Origin of the sequence: Erysipelothrix sp. strain 2 (EsS2-6-Brazil), assembly GCF_016617625.1 — a bacterium.
In the GTDB taxonomy this organism is placed as follows: Bacteria; Bacillota_I; Bacilli_A; order Erysipelotrichales; family Erysipelotrichaceae; genus Erysipelothrix; species Erysipelothrix piscisicarius.
Genome location: NZ_SBAR01000003.1, coordinates 68,878 through 92,580 on the forward strand (window position 1 = coordinate 68,878; position 23,703 = coordinate 92,580).

General features: G+C 37.9%; 21 protein-coding genes and 1 other annotated feature. Of the genes, 6 read left to right on the top strand and 15 right to left on the bottom strand.

Annotation, left to right across the window (positions count from 1 at the left end; all coding sequences use genetic code 11):
• Positions 1-142: 142 nt before the first annotated feature.
• Positions 143-898 (bottom strand): exodeoxyribonuclease III, encoded by a 756-nt coding sequence (locus EPJ89_RS03105; RefSeq protein WP_200542900.1) that lies wholly within the window; start codon positions 896-898, stop codon positions 143-145.
• A complete protein-coding gene (locus EPJ89_RS03110; RefSeq protein WP_200542896.1) occupies positions 898-1,689 on the bottom strand; it encodes a hypothetical protein in 792 nt (263 codons plus the stop codon). Before EPJ89_RS03110 ends, EPJ89_RS03105 begins: the two co-directional genes overlap by 1 nt.
• Before the next feature lie 109 nt (positions 1,690-1,798).
• Here EPJ89_RS03110 and EPJ89_RS03115 point away from each other — a divergent pair, with 109 nt between their 5' ends.
• Positions 1,799-4,231, top strand: coding sequence for a PD-(D/E)XK nuclease family protein (locus tag EPJ89_RS03115; protein WP_200548963.1), 2,433 nt, complete (start codon positions 1,799-1,801; stop codon positions 4,229-4,231).
• On the top strand, positions 4,218-7,340 hold the full coding sequence (locus EPJ89_RS03120) for a UvrD-helicase domain-containing protein (RefSeq protein WP_200548964.1): 3,123 nt from the start codon (positions 4,218-4,220) through the stop codon (positions 7,338-7,340). Before EPJ89_RS03115 ends, EPJ89_RS03120 begins: the two co-directional genes overlap by 14 nt.
• Here the strand turns inward: EPJ89_RS03120 and EPJ89_RS03125 are convergent.
• The 9 genes from EPJ89_RS03125 to EPJ89_RS03165 all read right to left on the bottom strand — a co-directional run bounded on the left by EPJ89_RS03125 (position 7,316) and on the right by EPJ89_RS03165 (position 15,629).
• A complete protein-coding gene (locus tag EPJ89_RS03125) occupies positions 7,316-7,738 on the bottom strand; it encodes an NUDIX hydrolase (protein WP_125163923.1) in 423 nt (140 codons plus the stop codon). The genes EPJ89_RS03120 and EPJ89_RS03125 overlap by 25 nt on opposite strands.
• The gene (locus EPJ89_RS03130) at positions 7,731-8,702 is read right to left on the bottom strand and encodes a ribose-phosphate diphosphokinase (protein WP_125163922.1); all 972 of its coding nucleotides are present in this window, start codon (positions 8,700-8,702) and stop codon (positions 7,731-7,733) included. The genes EPJ89_RS03125 and EPJ89_RS03130 overlap by 8 nt, the downstream gene beginning before the upstream one ends.
• A gap of 6 nt (positions 8,703-8,708) precedes the next feature.
• On the bottom strand, positions 8,709-10,073 hold the full coding sequence (glmU, locus tag EPJ89_RS03135) for a bifunctional UDP-N-acetylglucosamine diphosphorylase/glucosamine-1-phosphate N-acetyltransferase GlmU (RefSeq protein ID WP_125163921.1): 1,365 nt from the start codon (positions 10,071-10,073) through the stop codon (positions 8,709-8,711).
• A gap of 177 nt (positions 10,074-10,250) precedes the next feature.
• Entirely contained in the window at positions 10,251-11,093 is an 843-nt protein-coding gene (gene ispE, locus EPJ89_RS03140; protein ID WP_200542893.1) for a 4-(cytidine 5'-diphospho)-2-C-methyl-D-erythritol kinase, read from the bottom strand.
• Entirely contained in the window at positions 11,086-11,898 is an 813-nt protein-coding gene (gene rsmA / locus EPJ89_RS03145) for a 16S rRNA (adenine(1518)-N(6)/adenine(1519)-N(6))-dimethyltransferase RsmA (RefSeq protein WP_161636854.1), read from the bottom strand. The genes ispE and rsmA overlap by 8 nt, the downstream gene beginning before the upstream one ends.
• The gene (gene rnmV, locus EPJ89_RS03150; RefSeq protein ID WP_161636855.1) at positions 11,882-12,439 is read right to left on the bottom strand and encodes a ribonuclease M5; all 558 of its coding nucleotides are present in this window, start codon (positions 12,437-12,439) and stop codon (positions 11,882-11,884) included. Before rnmV ends, rsmA begins: the two co-directional genes overlap by 17 nt.
• 95 nt (positions 12,440-12,534) lie before the next feature.
• Positions 12,535-13,341, bottom strand: a complete 807-nt coding sequence (locus tag EPJ89_RS03155) for a 3D domain-containing protein (protein ID WP_003774258.1) — start codon at positions 13,339-13,341, stop codon at positions 12,535-12,537.
• 163 nt (positions 13,342-13,504) lie between these two features.
• A complete protein-coding gene (locus tag EPJ89_RS03160; protein WP_125163916.1) occupies positions 13,505-13,972 on the bottom strand; it encodes a QueT transporter family protein in 468 nt (155 codons plus the stop codon).
• Between the two features lie 298 nt (positions 13,973-14,270).
• Positions 14,271-15,629 carry an aldehyde dehydrogenase family protein gene (locus tag EPJ89_RS03165; protein ID WP_200548965.1) on the bottom strand — a complete coding sequence of 453 codons (1,359 nt, stop codon included), beginning with the start codon at positions 15,627-15,629 and terminating at the stop codon, positions 14,271-14,273.
• A 90-nt stretch (positions 15,630-15,719) separates the two neighbouring features.
• Positions 15,720-15,959 (top strand) — a binding site (T-box leader).
• A gap of 33 nt (positions 15,960-15,992) precedes the next feature.
• Here EPJ89_RS03165 and EPJ89_RS03170 point away from each other — a divergent pair.
• From EPJ89_RS03170 to EPJ89_RS03185, 4 genes are read left to right on the top strand one after another with little or no spacing between them, the layout of a single operon-like run.
• On the top strand, positions 15,993-17,174 hold the full coding sequence (locus tag EPJ89_RS03170; protein WP_161636858.1) for a M20 family metallopeptidase: 1,182 nt from the start codon (positions 15,993-15,995) through the stop codon (positions 17,172-17,174).
• Positions 17,171-18,232: a methionine ABC transporter ATP-binding protein gene (locus tag EPJ89_RS03175; protein ID WP_200548966.1), complete on the top strand. Its 1,062-nt coding sequence runs from the start codon at positions 17,171-17,173 to the stop codon at positions 18,230-18,232. Before EPJ89_RS03170 ends, EPJ89_RS03175 begins: the two co-directional genes overlap by 4 nt.
• Positions 18,225-18,896 (top strand): methionine ABC transporter permease, encoded by a 672-nt coding sequence (locus EPJ89_RS03180; protein WP_161636860.1) that lies wholly within the window; start codon positions 18,225-18,227, stop codon positions 18,894-18,896. Before EPJ89_RS03175 ends, EPJ89_RS03180 begins: the two co-directional genes overlap by 8 nt.
• Positions 18,897-18,906: 10 nt before the next feature.
• Positions 18,907-19,695, top strand: coding sequence for a MetQ/NlpA family ABC transporter substrate-binding protein (locus EPJ89_RS03185; RefSeq protein ID WP_200548967.1), 789 nt, complete (start codon positions 18,907-18,909; stop codon positions 19,693-19,695).
• Between the two features lie 250 nt (positions 19,696-19,945).
• Here the strand turns inward: EPJ89_RS03185 and EPJ89_RS03190 are convergent, their stop codons facing one another.
• From EPJ89_RS03190 to EPJ89_RS03205, 4 genes are read right to left on the bottom strand one after another with little or no spacing between them, the layout of a single operon-like run.
• Positions 19,946-20,737 carry a TatD family hydrolase gene (locus EPJ89_RS03190; RefSeq protein WP_244660798.1) on the bottom strand — a complete coding sequence of 264 codons (792 nt, stop codon included), beginning with the start codon at positions 20,735-20,737 and terminating at the stop codon, positions 19,946-19,948.
• A gap of 43 nt (positions 20,738-20,780) precedes the next feature.
• Positions 20,781-22,121 (bottom strand): tRNA uridine-5-carboxymethylaminomethyl(34) synthesis GTPase MnmE, encoded by a 1,341-nt coding sequence (mnmE, locus tag EPJ89_RS03195; RefSeq protein ID WP_200548968.1) that lies wholly within the window; start codon positions 22,119-22,121, stop codon positions 20,781-20,783.
• A gap of 42 nt (positions 22,122-22,163) precedes the next feature.
• On the bottom strand, positions 22,164-22,715 hold the full coding sequence (locus EPJ89_RS03200) for an SIR2 family NAD-dependent protein deacylase (protein WP_200542885.1): 552 nt from the start codon (positions 22,713-22,715) through the stop codon (positions 22,164-22,166).
• 25 nt (positions 22,716-22,740) lie between these two features.
• The gene (locus EPJ89_RS03205) at positions 22,741-23,685 is read right to left on the bottom strand and encodes a nucleoside hydrolase (RefSeq protein ID WP_200542884.1); all 945 of its coding nucleotides are present in this window, start codon (positions 23,683-23,685) and stop codon (positions 22,741-22,743) included.
• Positions 23,686-23,703 lie beyond the last annotated feature (18 nt).

The following is a 23,703-nucleotide window of genomic DNA, read 5'->3' on the forward strand; positions in this document are numbered from 1 at the left end:
ATATCTCGTAATCATTTACAAGATACCGTTTACATTATATGTGTGATTATAAATACACAACGTTTATCATTAACGTTAAACTTTCACCGTTTACACAATTTAATAAAAACCTCTTGATGACGTATCATCAAGAGGTTTATGTTTAAAAATTAAGTTTAAGCATTACAGGACAATGATCACTTCCAAGAACTTGATCGAGAATATCTGCATCTTCAATGGCATTTCTTAATCGTTCAGAGACAACGAAATAATCGATTCTCCAACCCGCATTGCGACTGCGTGCATTAAAGCGATAACTCCACCAAGAATAACGATCGACTTCATTAGGATGCAATTCACGGAACGAATCAATAAATCCTGCATCGAGAAGATTGGTGAACTGTTCCCGCTCTTGATCGCTAAATCCCGGGTTCTTTCGATTCGCTGATGGATTTTTTAAGTCAATCTCTTTATGGGCAACATTTAAATCCCCACATAAAACCACCGGTTTTGACTCATCCAACATCTTTAAGTATTCTCTAAAATCATTTTCCCATTGCATACGATAATCAATGCGTTTCAACTCGGGTTGTGAATTGGGTGTATAAACACAAACTAGAAAAAAGTTATCATACTCACATGTGATGACACGTCCTTCAGCATTATGTTCATCTTCTTGAATTCCGTAGGTAACGTTAATCGGTTTAATACGCGTATAAACCGCGGTGCCAGAATATCCTTTTTTTTCTGCATAATTATAGTATGCGTAATAGCCTTCCGGATCGTAATCCAATTGACCCGCTTGCATTTTTGTTTCTTGAAGACAAAGGACATCTGTGTCCATCGCTTCAAAAATTCCTTCAAAATCTTTTTTCATAACGGCACGTAAACCATTAACATTCCACGAAATTAGTTTCATCATATCCTCCAAAGTTCACTAAACGGTATAAATTCTATTTTATTGCAATACTCTTTCGCTTTTTGACGATGTAATTTAATATCGCCTTGGTTTGTGTTCAGTAAGGTGTCCTTATCCATCATATATTGCACATAGAGCATTTTTTTCAGTAAATACCATGAAGCAATGGTTTGGTGAATGCGATCTGCTCGTCCTTGCGGATCATCACGAAGGCTTTGGTTGATATATTGAATATTTTCTTGACCTTTGGCAATCGCACTTTCAATGAGATGTTCCGTGTCACGATAATGACGGCGATCTTGTTCGCGTTGAAGTGATGCGATCGTTGGACGATCACTTGGTAATAGCTTCAACAACTCCAAGATGATCTCAGTTTCTTCAATTGGTAATACCAATACATTATGACGGTAAGCGCCTAAAATTCCTCCTTGTTCTGTTAAGCAATAGTAAATACCTTTCGCTTCAAGGTAATTACGATCGACAAGGATCAAAGCAAACTCTCGTTCATGCCCTTCACTATACAAAATTAAAGGCGCTTTAATATAACCTTTCGGAATTTTATGGACATCTTTATAGCGAATAATTTTATTCGCTACTAAATCTTTATTTATATGTATACGGACGTTTTCCAAAACACGTACGGAATCATCCATTTCTAAAACGTTTTCAAGTAATTCTTTATATTGAGCTTGATCACAATTTAGATAATCCTCGAGAAAACCATTAAATGTACAATCATGGCCCCCCTGGCGCTTATCTTTGATCTCACTCATAGCATAAACTAACCCCATAGTTTCCCCCTTTGTTTACTTCTATATCATGACATATTTATGGAAATTTTAAAAGACCCATACACTTCCACTCAATATCCCTTATAATTGATATTAAAGGGGGCTTTTTATGCACAAAATCATTGTTAGTAATCGAATCTTTCATGAAGATTTGAAGCACATCTTATTATCTGAACAAGAACATTATCTCGGGGTGGCGATCCGTGATTTTAAACTTGCGTTTTTTGAATCGGATACCCATCGTCGTTCTGTGGAAATCTCTGTGTTTAATCAACTGCAAACCTGTGATTGCCCACGTCTTCAAGAAGTCTTAAAATATCCCAAGACGATGCATGTTCTCATAGACTTACTCCAAGAATTATATTTGTACGGTTTAACACTTGATGCATGTCCTCGTAATACACCCTTACAAGAAGAAATATTTCAATGTTTATCTTTGATTGATCCTTTTCTTGAAAAGCCCGTTGTCAAAGATGGTGTTGATTATGAGGCGGTAGCCTATGGGTTATCCCATGCGGAGTATACGTTTTTAGCGCGTCATAACATTCCGTTTATTAAACCCCAATCACAATCTCTTGAATCATTGGCATTTAAAGTTGCATTAAATCCCCGTAGTGAACTCGAAGCGGTCATTCAAGATATCATTCGTAATGGTTATCAGTCTGCAACCATCGCGGTTGCCAACCCAACAACAATGGAACCTCTAATAGAATCGATTTTTGAACGTTATGGTTATCCGTTAAAATTACAAGACCGTCGTTTTGAACTGATGAAATCTCAATATCGAGCTTTGCTTGATTTTGCTTTTGACTCTAATATTCATCAATTAATTAAAGCGATTGAGTCCGGAGCTTTTGGCTTAAAACGTCGTGAAGATCTTGTAACTTATCTCAACCATTTTGAATTTGATCTTAGTGATGTCTTTGGCGTCTATGATTTATGTGAGGAAACAGAATCCTATCCGGATTTGTTTGCCCTTCAAAATCGAATTCAGGAAGATGTTGTGCTTTTACAAGCCACCCTTGCTTCGATAATGAATTTAGATTTTAAGGAAACGTTGATTGCCTGTTATAACGTCATCAAAAGTCATACACGCGGTGATTTAACCCCACTTTGTTCTTTACTTGAAAATCACTTAGGAGAATATCAGGAAGAAACCTATTTATTATTGTTGGAACATCTTGACGCACTTCAAATGCATCAACAGGTTAATGCCCCACTACGGATTGTTGATTATGGTTCATTGCCTTTAATCCCGCAAGACCACTTATACGTCGTGAATTTATCCGCTAAGAATTTTCCTTCAATTCGTTCACGGACTGGAATTATCGATGAGGCATACTTAAGCTCTATTAAAGATTATCCACGATTAGATGAACGCACAAAATTTACACTTAACATGCAAAATCATATCTTTGACCACAATGCAAACATGACGTTGTCGTATAGTTCCGCTACCTATGAAGGAAAAGGCCAAGAAGTTTCCTACCCTGTTGAACAATTTGCTCACGCTAATGGGGTTGCGCTTGAGTCTTGGATTTTGACGCAAAATACCCATCGAAAAACGGTTAAGCATCGTTTAAGCCCTCATCTTGCAGAAAAGCTCTATTTAGAAGAAGGGAAATTAGTCGGTTCGATATCAGCATTTCAAATGTTTGTAAATAACCCTTATCAATTCTTTATGGAACGTGGATTAAAGATAAGAGAACCTGAAATTCTTAAATTTGATGCCCGAATTATCGGTACTGTTAATCATGCCGTGATGGAATATTACCACGATTGCAAAGATCTTGATCCTTGGACGGATGTACGGAAGGTATTTCCCATGACTCAACCACGTTATCGTATGATTTATGATCGAAATCAAGACTTAATGAAACAGAATCTTGATTTTATTGACGCCTCAATGGCAGATACAACCTTCCAAGTTGTATCCAAAGAACGTTGGTTCCGTGAAGAAACAATGTTTAAAGGAATCATTCTTCGCGGTATTATTGACCGTATTGATGAAAACGATCATTATGTACAAATTGTCGACTATAAAAGTTCTCAATTAGCGATGACCGCTGAAAGCGTTAAGGCTGGTACACAATTGCAATTACTTACTTATGCAATGATTGCGGAAAAAGTGTTCCAAAAAAAATGCCTTGCAGTATACTATTATGGATTTAAAAATCCAAACCTAACCGTTCCATCACTCGAGTATAAAGTTGCGAAAGGCGTTGTTTCAAAAGACGTTGATTTTGAGGCGGAATGGCTAAAATCGAAACGATATCGCGGTTGGTTATTTGAACAACCACTTGACTCGTATGATTCCGCAATCTACTTTGGTGGATTACGAGAATCTAAGGATGGGGTGGTTACAACCTGGACTAAACCCTATGACATGAACAAAATCAAACCACTCCTTACTCAAGTTTACCAAACCATCTATTCGGATATCTTAAATGGCGTGTTGGATCCCGAGGATTCAAGTATTGAAATCGATAAAGATTTAGATTTAAAGAAAGAAGAGGAGGAAACGAAACATGACAACCTTTAATCCCCAGCAACAACAAGCCATCGAAGCATTGAATCAAAATGTAATTGTTTCTGCATCAGCTGGTGCTGGAAAAACTACCGTTTTGATTGCGCGTTTGATGAAGCGTATTATTAAAGATAATGTTCGAATTGATGAGGTGTGTGCGATGACCTTTACCGAAGCTGCCGCATCTGAAATGAAAACACGACTTCTTGCCGCGCTCAATGATGAGTATCGAAACAATGCATCCGACTTTATCGCTGAACAAATATCTTTGGTTGAGACTGCACAAATTTCGACAATCCATTCTTTCTGTCTCACCATCATTAAAAACTACGGTTATATCATCGGCGTCAACCCCTCCCGGGCTGACAACATTCTAGATGATGCACAAACGAAACTCTTACAACGTCAAGCAATGCGAGAAACCTTTGATATGTGGCTGCAAAATGACTACGAAAACCTTAAATATCTGTTAGATATCTTTTCTTCTAATCCACTTGACTATGCATCCTTAGAAACTGCAATTTACGATAATGCTACGTGGTTGATAAGTAAAAAAGATCCAGATTATGCAGTTCAAGCTGTTAAATCGCTTTATAGCGCTACCACATTTAACGATTTCCCTCAGGAATTCCAACAAATCTTTTTTAACTTTTACCAACAACAAGTTCATGAAATCATAAAAGATGTACAGGCAATTATTGCCATTTCTGATGAATCCTATGACCCAAATGACAAAAAAGGGAAAAAATACTTCGAGCAAAGTACCATGTTGCTTCAAGTTCTTGAAGGCCTTGGTAATCTCAAAACGTTAATTGATCAAAACGACATTCGCTTTTACGACCAAATTCCAACTGCTTGCAACTTCAAAGTTATCGCAGACACCAAAAATGATGTTTACACCGAACAACGAAAACGCATTGAGAAAACTGTTAATCGAATTTTTGAAAACTACATGCCTTTGAATGAGCATTTCCAATTATTAAATAATCAATTGGAAACCGTATCACTTTTAATTCAGATGACACAAGATTACTTGAATACCTTTTCATCCCTTAAAGAAGAAGAAAACTGCTTAGATTTCAATGATTTTGAATCGATGGCGTTGCAAATTTTGAATGAAAATAACGGTGAAATATCTGAATTGGTAAAACATAAATATAAAGAAATTATGGTTGACGAATTTCAAGATACCAATGAATATCAAGATGAGATCATTACTAAAATATCAACAGGGAATAATATTTTTAGAGTTGGTGACATCAAACAATCCATTTATCGATTCCGAGGGGCCAAGCCAAATATCATGCAGAACTTAATGCTTGACGACTCGACTCAAAATCTATATTTAAGTTTTAACTATCGTTCAAAAAAAGATATTGTTGAATACAACAACTTTGTGTTTGATAAACTCATGAACTTAACATTTGGAATTACCTATGATGAGCACGACCATGTAAATGTGGGGATTCCCTCTCAAAGTGAAGATACACATCCCGTAGAAATTCATATCATTGAAAAACTCGATAATCGTTTTAAGAAAACATCTGATCAACTTCGTGCACAGCATATTGCACAAGAGATTATTAACTATCATAATCAAGGTTATCGCTTTAAAGATATGGTAATTTTAGTTCGATCACACGCAAGTAAGGGTTATCTTAAAGAAGCATTTGAGGAATACAATATTCCTCATTATATTGATGATCAAAGTGGTTTCTATAAGTCCGAGATTATTGCTTCTGTTGTCGCATTATTAAATTACGCAACAACATTCCATGATTTTTATCTTGTTCCTGTGCTCACATCACCGTTTTATAACTATTCCGATGATCAAATCGCATCGCTTAAACTTATGGATGCACCAAGTATTCGTAAAGCACTGGAAATAGAAAATCCCGAACTCTACATGTCCCTTGAGACCATGGTTTTATCGTGGCGATCTAAAGATCTTATCTCAATTATTCAAGAAATTATTCAACTCAATGATGTCTATAATAAAACGCTATCCTTACAGGATAAAACAAATCTGGACTTCCTCCTTGAAAAAGCAATTCAATACCAAGCATCTTCAGTTCCGACTTTACAGGGATTTGTACGCTTTGTTGCGGAGTTTAAGGACGATACCAGTAGCGAAGCTTCACCACTGAATAAAGATGAAGATATTGTAACTGCAATGACCATCCATCAATCCAAAGGATTACAATTTCCAATTGTATTCTTGTGGGGTATGGGACGTCATGCTGTGCGTGACCACAGTGATATTTTACTTAATGACGATGCCTTTGGGATTGGATTGAATCATGTTGAATTACCGATGCGCTTTGTTTCTCGCAATTTAATTCGAACTGTTATGGAAATAAAACAAGATAATGAAGAGATTGAAGAAAACCTTCGTCTGCTCTATGTTGCACTCACAAGACCCCAGAAACACCTTATTCTTGTTGATGTAGTCAAGGAATATCAACCCGCTTCTTTAGATTACCAATTACTTAGAAATCATAAGCGAAAAGTTGATTTATTACTTGCTGCAAGTCCTCACAACACCATTTTACGTGTTATTGACGGAATGGAACTCACAGAAAACAGTCTTAATCCGATTAGCGAAGATGAAGGAGCCACAGTTTTCACTGAGAAACTGACCCTATCTTTTGATCAAGAGGAGCCGATAACTCCTAAAAACCGTGATTTAAATTTCGATAAGTCCTTTGAGTTTGCTACCGGATTTGGGTCTACCCTGCACGAAGCCATTGAAAAACTTCCGCACCGGATTTGGACCGATACAGATCTTAAAGATTTCGAACCAAAATTCAAACGGAGACTTCAAGCATATAACGAGCATCCATTTACTCAAAAGCTCTATAGATATCCACACATCTATCATGAAATGCCTTACTTAATTGAAGGGGATGCGGGTGTTATTGATTTTTATGTGTACAATGAAACCGAACTAATTCTTGTGGACTTTAAAAGTGATCATGCTTCTTTAGATATTATTGTAGAACGTTATGAAGATCAGATTAAAGCATATAAAAAAGCCCTCGGTATAATCTACCCAGAGCTTTTAATTAAAACATATATCTACAGTTTCCATTTAAATCATTACATACCTTGTTTGGATTCATAAATTAAATCCATCATATGCTTAATATTACCTTGACCCGCAAAGCGTGTGTCATCCGAGAAATCCTCTGTTATGGGCATCCATAATAGTGGATTTTTTTCTGGAACGAGAACGACTTCTCGGTTGAGGTAACCGTAAAATACTTGCAACTCGATACCGTCTTCAAAATATTGTGTAAAAAACAACGGTTTGATTTCGATATCATTTACGGTTATTCCACTTTCCTCGAAAAGTTCTCGATAGGCACCCTCGATATCGGATTCTCCTGGATTCTTTTTGCCACCAACAAAGTTATAGAGTCCCTTATAAGGATTCTTTTGTCGATGACACATCAAAACGTTTTCGGCCTTTCGGTCGAAAACGATAATGAGATTAACTTTAAGAAATGTTTGACTAGTCATTGAATAAATCAAAGAGTGTACTTACAGGAGTATGTAATTGAATCGCTTCAATTGCTTTCGCAAGCATATATCCAACAGAAATCTCTTTAATTTTTGGCTCTTGACGTGCTTCTTCTTTTAAAGAAATTGTATTTGTAATCAATAGTTCTTTAATGTCAGAATTTGAAATGCGTTCAATTGCTGGTCCTGAAAGAATACCATGTGTACATGCACAATAAACTTCTTTAGCACCTTTTTCATATAACATGTTGATTCCACCCATGAGTGATCCAGCGGTATCAACCATATCATCAATAACAACGGCAATTTTACCATCAACATCACCAATTAAGTTCATTGCTTCCGCAACGTTTGGTTTTGTACGACGTTTATCGATAATTGCGATTGTTGAGTTTGGAATTGTGTCTGAAAGACGACGCGCACGAGTTGCTCCACCGTGGTCTGGGGATACAACAACAACTTCATCTTGGAAGTTTTTATTTCTATAGTATTGACCAATCATTGCGACTGCAGTGAGGTCATCTGTAGGAATATCAAAGAATCCTTGAATTTGTGGTGCGTGCAAGTCTATCGTCACAACACGGTCTGCTCCGGCTGTTTGTAATAGATTTGCCATCAATTTTGAAGTAATTGGTTGACGTGCACGAGCCTTACGATCTTGGCGTGCATATCCATAATATGGCATTACAATCGTAATTTCTTCTGCAGATGCACGCTTACATGCGTCAATCGCAATAAGAACTTCCATATATGTCTCACTTACTGGTGAACTTGTAGATTGGATAATGTAAACATGTTTTCCACGTACAGAAACAAGTGGTTCGATTAAGATTTCGCCGTCTGCAAAATGACGTACATCAATCTTACCGCGCTCTAAATCTAAATGCTCACAAATCTCATCTGCTAGTTCTACGTTCGACGATAACGCAAAAATAACTGTATTGTCTTTCATTTCTTCTCTCATAGTCTTTTATTTACCCTCTTTATTCTTGTATTTCGCACCATATCCAGGTTTGTTTTCCTGACGAGGCCGTGCAATAGCCATCTCCCCATCAGCAACATCGCCATTAACGGTCGATCCTGCCGCCACCACTGCATTTTCCCCTATAGTAATTGGCGCGATTAGGTTCGCATTGCTTCCGACAAATGCGCCATCGCGTACTTCAGTTTGATATTTCTTCTTGCCGTCATAATTTACGGTTACAACGCCACAGCCAATATTAACTTTATTTCCAATTATTGCGTCACCTAAATATGTCAAGTGTGCACAGTTTGAATATTCTCCAAATCGAGTGTTCTTAAACTCAACATAGTTTCCAACTCGAGCATGAGAACCCACAACGGAATTCATTCTAAGGTGTGATGACGGTCCCAATGTTACAAAATCTTTAACTTCACTGTTTATAATGCGAGAAGCATCAATTGTGGAATTTTCACCAACAATTGCATTTTCAAGCCAACAGTTAGGTAAGAGCGTAGTTCCTGTCCCAATAGTCGTATCACCATAAATATGATTATTAGGATAGATCGTTACATCTTCCGCAATTTGAACATCCGTTCCGATGTACGTTGATTGTGGATCCATAATGGTTACTCCATTCGCAAGATGCTTCGCATTGACGCGTGCCTGTAACCACTTATTAGAGATATTAAGTTGCATTCGATCATTTACACCTAAAAATTCTTGGTGATCTGATACACGTAAAGACTGAATCGAATGACCATTCTTCTTCAAAATCTCTACAAGTCGAATGAGATTAATTTCTTCAGTAACTTCTTCGTCACGAATCTCTGGTAAATATTTAAAAAGTAACTCATTGTTTACACAATAGATACCTAGACTGATTTCTGTAATTGACACTTCGGATTCTGTCAAATTACGGTAATCGATAATCCGATCAATGTGTCCTTGGTTATCGCGTACAATACGACGATAAGTCCCAGGATTTTGTAATTGTGCAGAGATAACCGTTAAATCATGCCCCTCATGCTGTTCATAGATATGATTTAGCGTCTCTGGCTGAATTAATGCACAGTCTCCAAACACTAAGAGTGTCGAACCTTCTTTTCCATGAAGTTGCTGTGCTTGCAATACAGCATCTCCAGTTCCAATTTGTTCACTTTGGAATGCATATTCAACACGATCACCCAAGTAAGATTCTACCTGCTCATTTTGGTGTCCTGTAACAACTACAATTTTATCGGTATTAACCGCTTCAAGATGATCAACTAAATGACCAATCATAGGCTTATGAAGTATTTCATGCATAACCTTGTTTCGATTTGATTTCATTCGGGTACCTTTACCCGCAGCTAAAACAATTGCATATTTCATTGTGACCGCCTCCGCAACCATTTTAACACATTTCAAACTGTTTCATTCGGTAAAACCGTCATATTTCATAAAAGTAAATGTAAAGTATGGGTGATATGTCCCTAAACATGTGTTTTTAAATCAACTTTCAAGAAATAATCATAAAAAAAGAGTTCTTTGTGAAAACAAGAACTCAGATTAATCTTCTGTTTTTAAAATCTTTCCATATTTTATAAAGGGATAATCTAAAACGAGCGCCTCATATGCCTCCATGACTTTTTCCTTTTGATTGGATAGACCATAAATGGATGTTCCGCTACCGCTCATACAAACGCCTTCAAGCCCTTGTTTTTCAAGGATTCGCACAACTTTTTTAAGCCGTGTATTGCGTTTAATAACAGGGTGTTGAAAATCATTATGTGTATTCGCAACTAAAGCCTTATAATCATTGACATCAATTGCCTCGAGACAACGATTAAACATCTTTAAGTCTGTAAAGTCTTTAAAACGTTTTAAAAACGACTTTGTGCTCACTCCAAAGCTGGGTTTAATGAGTAGGTAATAGAGATCCATATCTAAATCTAAAGGGGTTAAGATATCGCCAATTCCCTCCACAACCATGGGTTGATTAAAAAGACAGTAGGGCGTATCTTCATCGATTTGACGTGCAATATCAATCAACGCTTGATTTGTAAGGTTTAATTGATACATCTCATCAATCATTCGTATGACACAAGCGGCATCAGCACTACCGCCACCAAGACCTGCTTGTGCAGGTATGTTTTTAACGATTCGCACTTTAAAATTATCTTCGAGATTAAATTGACGTTTCATAATCATGAGTGCTTTAAAAACAGTATTTCGTTTATCATTCGGTAAATATGTTTTATCCGTTTCGATGTGCATGGTGTCATGCTTCTCAAGATAAACCATATCAAAAAGATCAATAGGGACGATAATGTTCTTGAAGTGAAGCATGTTATCGACCCTTTTTTCTGCGTGCAAATAGAGTGTTATCTTTGCATACGCTTTTTTACGCATATAAAGCTCCATAAAGACGGAGATAGTCCTCAAACGTTAAGTAATCCGCACGAATGTTTGTTTCAAGCCCTAGCGACTCTAAAACACCCGCATAATCAACATCTTTATCAATCGTTTTTAAATTATTCACTAATGTCTTACGTCTAAACTGAAAACACTTCTTAACAAATTCAAAGAATATTTTCTCATCATACGGCATTGTTTGATGTTTCGGTGTGAGTTTAATGACAATACTTTCCACACCCGGTCTTGGATGGAACGATTCCTTAGACACTTTTAAAACCGTCTTTACATCAAAATAATATTGCATTTGAATCGAAAGAGAACTGTAATCTTTTGTTTGTGGACTTGCGCCAAGACGATCTGCAATCTCTTTTTGAACCATAATCGTCATTGCAACAATATCCAACTCCATCAATCTAAAAAGAATTGGGGTTGTGATGTAATACGGTAAATTCGCACAAACCGTAATGGGTTCTGTATACATACTTAAATCCGCTTTTAAAAAATCTTGATGAATGACCTTCACATTATCGTATTCCTCAAGTGATTCGTTTAAGATTTCAACCATGTGAGGATCAATTTCATAAGCAATGACGTGATCATATGTTTCCGCGAGTTGTTGCGTTAAAGCTCCTAAACCCGGACCAATCTCCAAAACAGTCCCACCCGCACCACTTTGTGATGCAATATTACGGACAACAGAAGGATCAATGATAAAATTTTGTCCAAAGTGTTTCTTTGCGCGTCGTTCATAGCGACGTAGTAATTCCATACTTACGGAATAGTTAGCGATTGTTTTCATAATTACTCTCTTTCAAAACCATTAGGCAGTCTGCTTTCGTAATATTAAGCATATTTAGATATTTCAGGCATGATTTCGCATTTGACTTAGGAAAACGAAATGCCTCCGACAACAAATCACGACGCAATGCACTATCACTTGCGCCACTGAGTCCCAAAGATTGGAATTCCTGAAGCGTTAAGGATTGATTGTTTAATGAAAAAGTAGAGCATGTACTTAATGCCTCAACGATATCATCACAGTCTGCATGTTCAATGCCTACTTTTTGTTTCTTTTTTGTTTGTAAGACATGAAGCGATGCATGCTTGCATGTTCCGACCGTCTCAATAATACGACGTCGAATCATTTCACCAGGCCCATCCGGATCGGTAAACACAATAATCCCGCGTTCTTCATTCAATCTTTTACATAATGCCAAGAAATCTGCTGACATGTGTGTGCCACTGGACATAATAACATCGGCATCAACACATTTAAGGATTTTTTCCTTGTCATGCTTTCCTTCTACAACAATTACTTCTTGTATCTTTAGTTTGTTCATGGGTCAATTATATCATGTTTTAAAAACAAAAAAAACCGAGTATACTCGGTCTTTGTGGATAGGACCTTTGGCTACTTAAGACCCTATCATAAGCTTTAACAGCCGTTACCCACACTTATAATTTCAACATGAGCATTCTGTACAGATCCTTGGGTTACACCCATATTGGTTTCTGTACCCACAAACAGGTCAATTTTTGACCCTTGAATGGCACCACCACGATCTAATACAATTGCGCGGAACGGTACATTGTACTCAATTCCTTTACCACTTACTGTGTGGTTTGATATCTCAACGATCGAGCACATTGGAATTGAGCTTGATGTTGCAATGATGTAATATCCGTTATATGTAATTCCTGGCAACCAAGAACCATCGCCTTGTTGCACTGCTGTAGTACTTACACGAACTCCGGCAGCTGTACCACCTTCGCCCGCACTGTTCATATTACAGCCATCACAGTCAACGCCATATCGAGTAATACGGCTTGCTTCATAGTAAGCACCTGCTTGAGCCTTTTGACCCCCTTCGTAAAGCGTAGGGGTTGTTGGCTCGATAACAGCCGCTTCAGGAATTTCAACACGTGATAACAATTCGTCTTTTATGTTATATGTTTCTTTGTATTTTGTTGTTTTTGTACCACGTACACCATCTTGTGTCTTCGCATAGATCCAACTGGCTCCACCCGACACAACCTCAGAAGCTTCGCGTTCTTCAACACCAGGCTCTTCTAAATCTTCAATTTTTTCGCTTATTTTAAACCTATAAGGTTCATCGCTATTTTCAGCGATGTCATTTAGTACTGGATAGGTAATATCCACATTGGCATCCGCATTCACGGCACACCCACTAATGATTGTTACCATGACCACCATGTAGATAATCACTAAGTATTTCTTCATTAAAATGTCTCCTTTCAAAAAAGACTTGAGAAGAATAGCATAAGAATATTTGTTTGGCAAATAATTTTACGTTTCGCTTGTTTGTGAAGACATTGTGAAATTAAAAAACTCACTATCTAAGTGAGTTTCCGAGTTATCTTTTGAATTGTGTGAAATTATGTGATTATCCAAATATTTCTTGCATCTTGGTATTTTTCTTTAGTGGCTTAATTAAGAAAATACCCGGAACAAATGTTGCGATAAATTCACCTAAAAATACCCATCCCATAGCCGGTAAGTACGGAACATTGAGAACATAACCTAACATTGCGCCAACGATAATTCCGTTCACAAGAGCTGGCCACACAAGAGCCAAATGATCATCTTTTGTAATACTCATTAAGAAACAGGTGATTGCCGTTGCCAATGTACCAAAAATGACATCCAGAATCCCCGCATCACTCACAAAATTCGCGAGTAAACAACCAATTATTAATCCATAAGCATGTTTTCGATTAAATAGAACTAGAATCAACATCACCTCTGAAATACGAACTTGCATAAAGCTATATGAAATCGGTTTTAGAAGCACGGTAACTGCGATATAAACTGCCGCAATTAATGCCTCTAAGGCTAAATCTTTTGTTTTCATATTATTACCTCTCTTCATTTCGTTTGTATTATATCATAAGTCTTTCAAATTAATTTTATAAATTGTGCATTTCACGTTTTATTGAATTTATATTTTTTGATCTAAAAGGTGCCAATTATTTCAATTTTTCTATCCTTATATATAGGGCAATATATTTTGTGTAAAAATCTTGCGCTTTTAGAAGGGAATACCCCCTGCTTTTTTTGAAAAAATATTTCACTATTTTAATGAAACGCTTCTTTTACTCATAACTTTTTTTTATTATAGAACGCGTATTGTAATTCAAACTTGATGCAGTTTATCGAAATATCTTTTGGATTAAGTTAAATTTTGTTTTTCGGTAAGGTGGATACATCACTGATAGTGGTATTGCACTTGATTTCATAATTGATTTGCAGTTTGAAAAAACTTCAAAACTCGAAAATCCATGATAGGTTCCTATGCCAGAATTTCCAATACCTCCAAAAGGCAGTGCATCATTCACAAGATGTAAAATTGTATCGTTGATGCAGCCACCACCAAATTGAATGCGATTTAAAATGGCGTCTTGTTCTTCAAAAGATTCAGTGAACAAATATAAGGATAATGGTTTGGGATTTTTTTCGATGATTGAGTACGCTTCTTCCAGTGTATCAAATGAAATAATGGGGAGAATCGGTCCAAAGATTTCAGACTCCATTGCAGGTCCCTCCGCATGGTTTAGGGATAGCAAGGTTGGTTCAATAAATGTTCCATCCGTCTTGCCACCAAATACAATATCTTGTTGATGGGCTTCAATTATCTTTTTAAGTCGTTCTGCGTGTTTTAAGTTCACGATCCTTCCATAATCTTCGTTATTTTGATAATCATCCCCATACATGGCTTTAATTGCTTTGATAAGTGCTTGTGTTAGGGCCGCTTCGTTCTTTTTTGAGACAAGGATATAATCCGGTGCAACACATGTTTGGCCATTGTTTAAAAATTTCCCCCATGCAATTCGTTGAGCACTTAATGTAATATTTGCATTTTGGGTTACCACACAAGGACTTTTCCCCCCTAACTCTAAAATTACCGGTGTAAGATGTTCTGCAGCATGTTGCATCACGATTTTTCCAACCTGCGTGCTCCCGGTGAAGAAAATAAAGTCAAAGGGAAGTTTGAGTAATGCTTGATTCACCGTCACATCCCCTTCCACGACCGCAATATAATCTTCAGAAAAAAATTCTGATATCATAGTATGTATTACGCTTGAAATTTTGGGTGTCAGTTCGGATGTCTTGATGATCGCGGTATTTCCCGCTGCAATCGCTCCTACAAGGGGCACAAGAACGAGTTGTAAGGGATAATTAAAGGGCCCTATGATCAATGTATTTCCTAAAGGCTCATACATTTTATAGCTTTTTCGTCCCACTAAAACCATGGGTGTTTTAACCCTTTGAAGTTTCATCCATTGCCCAAGATTTTTTTGCGCATCGCGAATGGATCGATATACCACTGCAAGTTCGGTCGTATATACCTCCATTTCAGGTTTTGCTAAATCGATTTTAAATGCATCATAAATCTTGTTTTCATATGCCTTAAGTGCCGTTTCAAGTGTATTTAATGCATCTTTTCTAAATGCAATTGGTTTTGTATTTTGTAAATTAAAATATCGTTTTTGCTTTTCTAGTAGGTTCATAGAATCACACTCCTTATGTACATCATAAGTCACTCAATGTGAAATGTTAAATGAATTGGTTGACAAATATTACATTTTGGAACATAATAATGAAAAGCAATGAAAAGGAAAGTAAGTCCGTGAAAAGTTTTACAGAGAGTCTGTATTGGTGAGAGCAGATGAATGGAAGCGTACTGAAAATGGCCTTGGAGCTGTGTAGTTGAATTCGAAAGATTTAGGCTACGCCGGGAGCGCCCGTTAAAGCGATAGAGTTTGATAGAACTTGAAGAGGTTAATATCCGTGAGGTATTAATAAATTAAGGTGGTAACATGAGCACGCTCATCCTTTGGGATGGGCGTTTTTTATTTGTCAGGAGGAAGTCTATGAAAAAGAATATTGAATCTGCAGTACTCAAACGCATCGATCATTATAAAGAAATCGCATTGGATCTTCATGCACATCCGGAGATATGTAATGAAGAGGTCTATGCTTGCAACTGTTTAAGCACGCTCTGTACTCAAGAAGGGTTTAACGTCACGGTTGGGGTTGCCGGACATCCTACAGGATTTGATGCCCGTTATCAAGCACAGAAAACCGGCCCAGTTATTGTCTTTCTTGCGGAGTATGACGCATTACCCGGTATTGGACATGCCTGTGGGCATAATCTCTTCGGTGTTACATCAATCCTTGCCGCAACTGCCCTTAAATCACTCATTGATGAGGTCGGTGGTGAAATTCGTATTTACGGTACACCTGGAGAAGAAGGCGGAACCAATGGAAGCGCCAAGGCAAGCTTTGTCCGAGATCATTACTTTGATGATGTGGATGCAGCACTTTGCGTCCATCCCGGTCACTTACACAGCCTCACGGTTGAAACCCTCGCAAATGACCCCGTAGATGTTGCGTTTTTTGGAAAACCCAGTCATGCGGCTGCAGCGCCTGAATTAGGAATTAATGCTCTTGAAGCGCTTATTCAAGTTTTCAATGCAAGTAACGCCATGCGCCAACACCTACCTAAAGATGTCATGATCCACGGTATTATTACCGATGGTGGTGTCGCGCCTAATATAGTTCCTGAATATGCGAAAGGACGCTTTTACCTCAGAGCAAATACCCGCTCCACACTTCGCGATGTTTATACTCGCTTTGAAAATATTGTAAAAGGGGCAGCGTTATCGACTGGATGTGAATATGAATTTGGCTTATTCCAAAATGCTGTCGATGATACAATTATTACCCCTTCATTTGATAACCTCTACCTTAAACACCTTCAAGATTACGGTCATCATGTTGTAAGTCGCGATGGTTCCACATTTGGATCCAGTGACGTTGGGAACGTAAGCTATGTTGTCCCTACAATTCAGCCAACCATAAACATATCCGATACTTTTATCGCTGGTCACAGTCCTGAATTTAAAGCAGCAGCGTGTAGCCCTCAGGGACTTGAATCCATTCAACTTGGAGCACAACTGCTCGCACTGACAGCGCTTGATTTAATTTTAAGTCCTGATCTCTTACAGGCAATAAAAAACGAACACCAAGAAAGGATTTCGAATCAATCATGATTAAACTACAAAACATCAACAAAACATTCCAAACAAACGATCGAACGGTTCATGCACTTAAAAACGTCTCTCTTGAAGTTGGTAAAGGTGAAATCTTTGGCGTTATTGGATTTAGTGGTGCCGGCAAGAGTACGCTTGTACGTTGCATTAACTTACTTGAACACCCAACCTCTGGAGACGTCATTGTAAATGGTACGCTTCTTAATCCCAATCTGACAAAGGCGAATGCTAAAACAAGACATCTCCAAAACCAACAATTACGTAAGCAACGCAAAAAAATTGGTATGATCTTCCAACAATTTAATCTTATGCGATCGCGAACAGTGTTCCAAAACATTGCCTTTCCCCTTAAAGACCAAAAACTTTCAAAAGCAGTTTTAAATCAAAAAGTAACAGGCCTCCTAGAACTTGTAGGTCTCCAAGACAAAGCAAACGCATATCCCAGCCAGCTATCAGGTGGTCAAAAACAACGGGTAGGGATTGCCCGTGCGCTCGCTAATGATCCCGATATTCTACTCTGTGATGAAGCAACCAGCGCATTGGATCCACAAACGACAAAAACGATTTTAAAACTTTTAAAGAAAGTAAATAACACTTTAGGAATTACGATCGTAATTATTACTCATGAGATGGATGTTGTGAAAGATATTTGTGATCGTGTTGCGGTCATGGAAGATGGGGAAGTAAAAGAGGTTAATACGGTCAAAGATATCTTTGCGAATCCTTCTGCACAAATTACCAAAGATTTTGTGGATACAACTACAAATACGCTTGAAACCATTGAACTCTTTAAAACAAATCCAGAAATTTTAGATTTAAAAGCGGACCAAAGTCTTGTACGCATTGACTTTATTGGTTCAAATACACGTGAATCCGTGATTTCAGAGATATCACAGCAGTTCAATGTTAGTGCAAGCATCATACATGCCAATGTCGAAATCGTTCAAAATGAAATTGTGGGTACCATGCTCGTTATTTTATCTGGATACCGTAAATTGGAAGCATTAGAAAATCTACGAAGTCGTAACATCAATGTGGAGGTTATCGAAAATGATTAACAATCTTGTCCCAAATCTTATTCAGTATTGGCCTGAATTTATCGAAAGCATTAAACAAACCTTATACATGCTTACCAAAGCAGGAATCTATTCCATCCTTGCGGGTCTTTTCTTTGGTGTCATTCTTGTATTAACGCGCGAGGACGGTTTAAAACCCAATCGGTTGATCTATAGTGTTCTTGATACTTTTGTAAATATCTTTCGCTCGATTCCATTTGTAATCTTACTCACGGCACTGATTCCAATCACAAAAATTGTTTCCAACACCGCGATCGGTGTTGAAGGTACCATCTTTCCCCTAGTCGTCGGATGCACACCTTTCTTCGTTCGACAGGTCGATTTAAGTTTATCTGAAATCGACCGCGGTCTCATTGAAGCGGCACAATCCATGGGTCTTTCAACCTTACAAATTGTTATACGGGTTTATTTAAGGGAAAGCATCCCTTCTCTTGTTCGCTCTACAACCATCACACTCATCAGTCTTCTCGGACTTACAACACTGGGTGGTGTTGTTGGTGGAGGGGGATTGGGGGATTACGTCATCCGCTATGGTCATAATAAATATAATACTGACATTTCGATTGTAGCAGTTCTTGTAATTCTTATTTTTGTATCAGTAATTCAATCAGTCGGTAATTTCATTATAAAGAAAACATCACATTAAGGAGAAACTTATGAAAAAAATACTAATCTTATTTGTTACATTATTAACACTTGTTGGTTGTGGTTCCAAACCTAAATCAAATGTCGTACGTATCGGACTTCATGGTGGCGACCAAACAAAGAGTTGGAATTATGTTGTGGAGCAAGCCGCTCAGGAAGGTATCAACATCGAACTGGTTTATTTCTCAGACTATCCTCAACCCAATGCAGCTCTAAATTCTAAAGAAATTGATATGAATGCATTCCAACACCACATTTACTTAGAAGATGAGAGCCAACAAAACGGCTATGAACTCACAGCGGTTGCGGATACATTCTACTCACCACTTGGTCTTTACTCTCGTTCGATTAGCGACCTTTCAGAATTAAAAGAGGGTGATAAAATTGCCATTCCAAGTGATCGAACAAATGGGGCACGTGCATTACAATTACTTCAAACACACGGTCTCTTAAAATTAAACGATGCGAAACTTCCTGATAAAAAAGATATCATTGAAAATCCACATAATTTTGATATTTTTGAATTAGAAGCATCAAACCTTCCTGGAGCGCTCGCAGAAGTTCCCCTTGCAGCAATTAACTCTGGAATTGCGGTTGATGCAGGATTTACGCCGAATCGCGATGCTTTAACACTAGAAACCCTAACCGAAGAGAATGCAGACTATGTAAACCTCATTGCAATTCGTACAGAAGATAAGGATCGCGATGATTTAAAACGTATTGTGGAACTGTATAAAACAGATGCTGTGAAGGCGTTAATTATTGAAGAAACAAGTGGTGCTTCAGTCCCTGTATTCTAAAGGGAAGTAAGTCTCAGATGCGTGTACTAATTAAGTTGATACCAAATCAAAAAGACATTTATATCTGATAGTACTACGATACCCAAGATTATGGATGCGTTCGACATGATTCCCATGAACGTATCCTTTTTTGTTTTGCGCTTCATTTTTTTAGACACCAAAAAACACCGATGACGTTTAACGAAATATTTACACAATCGTGTTTTATTTAGTGTTAGCGTCATCGGTGTTTTTTTGGTGGAATTCCTTTTTATCGCTTAAAGAGTTGCTTATAGTTTTGATGAATTTGTTTTCGAACTTCTTGTGGTGTCAAATCCTTCAGTTCCCCTATTTTCTCGCCAGTATAACGAACAAAAGCCGGCTCATTGCGTTTTCCACGTTTCGGTACTGGTGCCAAATAAGGCGAATCTGTTTCAGTTAAGATGCGATCTATTGGCGCGATATTCAAAACATCACGAACATTTTGACCGTTTTTAAAGGTGAGAATACCACCAACACCGATATAAAATCCCATATCAAAAAGATGTTGGGCATTCTCAACTGTATCACTGTAACAGTGTACAATTCCGGATGCTGCTGCAGGATGTGTTTTAAGAATAGCAATGACATCATCCATAGCATTTAGCTCCCCATTCCGAACATGAATCGCAATAGGCTTACCCGACTCATTCGCAATCGCAATTTGTCTTTTAAAGATTTCTTTTTGTTCTTCTCTGTTTGAATCATCCCAATAATAATCCAAGCCAATCTCACCCACACAAACAACTTGGGGATGATTGATGTAGGTCATCATCTTTTCAAGTTCTTCTTCTTTTGAATCCTTCACATCACAAGGATGAATTCCAATCGCTAAATCAAACATCTCAGGATTTGTTTTTGTTTTTTCAAGTGCATCTTCAATTTCCTTTACCGATCCGCAGATAATGCATATTTTATCAATACCTTCGGCCTTCGCATTCATGACCAATGCTTCAAAAGATTCAACCAATCCTTTGGAGGCAATGTGGGCATGCGAATCAATCCAACCATATTCCATTTTCATACTCCTAACTTATGATACGAAAGGCTCCGTAAGGAGCCAAAATTTATTTACCCAGACAGAAACGCGCAAAAATTTCATCAAGCACATTAATGTCCTTCTTCGGTTTAATAATTGAAGCAAGTTCTACATACGACTCATTTAAATCAATCGTTACTAAATCGAGCTCCATTCCAAATTCCAACGCCTCAATAGCACGCTGCATTGCGAGATAACTCTTTTGTACCTGCGCAATATGACGTTCATTTGACAGTGTGGGTTTCGATAAGGCTTTCGTATGTTCGACATACCGCTTATTGATTTCATCAACGAGTTCATGAACATCTGCCTCTAGAGCACTGACGTATAGACCATCGGGAGCTCGCTCTACAAGATCTTTTTTGTTGTATACAATAATGCGTTCTTTGTGCTTAGTTGCTTCTAATAACTCAAGATCTTCTTGATCTCTGGGTTGCGATGCATCAAAAACAACAATGACAAGTTCGGCAGTTTCAAGCGCTTTTCGACTTTTTTCAATTCCAATTTGTTCAATGCGGTCACCGGTATCACGTAAGCCTGCTGTATCAATTAAATGAAGAGCTACATTCTGCAACCGAATCCAACCTTCGACCAGATCACGTGTTGTTCCGGCTATTTCCGTAACGATTGCCTTATCTTCTTCAAGAAGGACATTAAGGATACTTGATTTACCAACATTGGGCTTTCCAAGGATAACCGTCTTGACCCCTTCTTTCATGATACGACCACTTTGCGATTCTTTTAGAATTTTTCCAAGATCTTTTAGAAATTCTTTTGCATCCGGGAGAATTACCGCTTCTGTTAAGACCTCCACATCATCATACTCAGGATAGTCGATATTTACTTCAATATTGGCAATCATTTGGATTAAACGTTCAAGTAATGGCTCAATTAATTTACGTACATTTCCTTGGACCCCAGAAATTGCAAGTTCTTGCGCAAACTCATTTGGAGCTTGAATCAATTCCATAACTGATTCTGCTTGCGAAAGATCAATACGTCCATTAAGGAATGCACGTTGGGTGTATTCGCCTGGTTCTGCCATCCGTGCGCCTACAGACAGACAAAGACTTAATATTTTTTTGGTCACTAAAACACCACCGTGACAGCTTATTTCAACAACATCTTCTCGTGTATAAGTTCGAGGCGCTCTAAAAACACTGACGAGTACCTCATCAACAACTTGTTTGTTCACAGGGTCAATAATATGACCGTAATGAACGGTGTGTGAATCAACTTGTTCAAGATCCCGAGAGAATATCTGATTCACGGTTTCTATGGCATCGACTCCACTTATTCTTAAAACATTGATGGCACTTTCTTGCAGTGCCGTTATAATTGCTACTATTGTATCTGTTATCATACGCATATTATAGGTAAAAAAAAGAGAATGCGCAATGAATTCTCTTTTTTAATCGTGTTTTAGGGATTCAAGTGTCTCGCGAACTTGCTCAACAGCGTTTTCCTGAATTTCAATGATTTCCGCTCCATTTGCATATGCAATTTCACGCAAATCAGTTGCGACTGCGGTAAAACGTGACGCACCAATCACAAGAAAGATATCATCTTCTCGTAAAGCATCAACTTTTTCATACGCACGTCGATAATTAGGTGCCGGATCGCCATATAAGACGGGTTTATTAAAAAGTTTATCTGCATATGCAAGTTCACTTTCATTGGGCATGGTCCCGTGTAACGCAATTGGTGTACTTCCTGCTTTCTCATGTAAGCCATCAATGTTCATCGTGATAATAGGAATCTTGTATTCCGCCAATGCAAAATGAGCATCATTGGGTTCCGCTTTTTGAATCATATAATACATTTCTGAAATTGTTTCGCAATATGTTTTCGGATTTTGTGTCGCAAAGCTACGATGCAAACGATCTCGAATCTCAGGTTGTTCCATAAACGTATTAATTCCGGATGCTTTACTAATTCCTGCACCTGTGAATGCTAAAATCATCAAACCACTCCTTTAAATTATTGTATCACGATATTGAATCAAGTAGTGAATCGATATCCCCCAATAAAGATTTCTTAAAATGTTCAATATCCACATCGAGTGCAACCTTAACATTTGGTGTTTTCCCAACCTGATACGCATGCGTATCCAAAATCGTTCGTCCTTTTTGTTCAGGGTCTGTCAGAACTTCGACGTTTATAGTCGGTCCGGATACAAATTCAGGATGAAGTGCCGCAAAAACAGCGAGAGGGTCATGCAAGGCACATCCCCCCCACGTTGGATATGCATCTTTATAAGCGTCCAAATAATATTGAATAATTTGATAAAGTTCGGGCGCCGATGTTGTCCAATGGTTGATGTCTTCATAGGTAATAATTGCACGTGTCGTAACATCCAAACCAATCATCGTTATTGGGATTGAACTTCCCAAGACAATCTTGCTGCTTAAGTCATCTTGTGCAACATTTGCTTCCGCAAACTTGCTGACATTTCCAGGAACACTCAATGCACCACCCATTAAAACAAGATTATTAATTCCTGCCATCGCCTTAGGATTTCGTTCAATGGCTCTCGCCAAGTTTGTAAGTGGTCCCGATGATATGATTACAAGATCTTTTCCATACTTCTTAGCTGACTCAATTAAAAAATCAACCGCATGGATTGAATTTTCAAGTATTGGAGATGGTGATAAGACAGCATTCCCAATTCCATTCTTGCCATGAAACTTAATGCCGCCAGCTAGATGTTCATAAGCCTCATCACTTCGCGCATGCGTACACCCACGATATACGGGAATTGTTTCGCACTTAAAATAGTAGAGTAAGTCCAACGTATTTTGTGTCGCTTGATCAACATCAATATTTCCATAAACTGTAGTAATACCAATTAACGATACATCCTTTTGCGCACACATATAGGCTATTGAAAAGGTATCATCAATCCCAGTATCCACATCTAAAATAACTTTCATAACTTCCCCTCTTTTCCC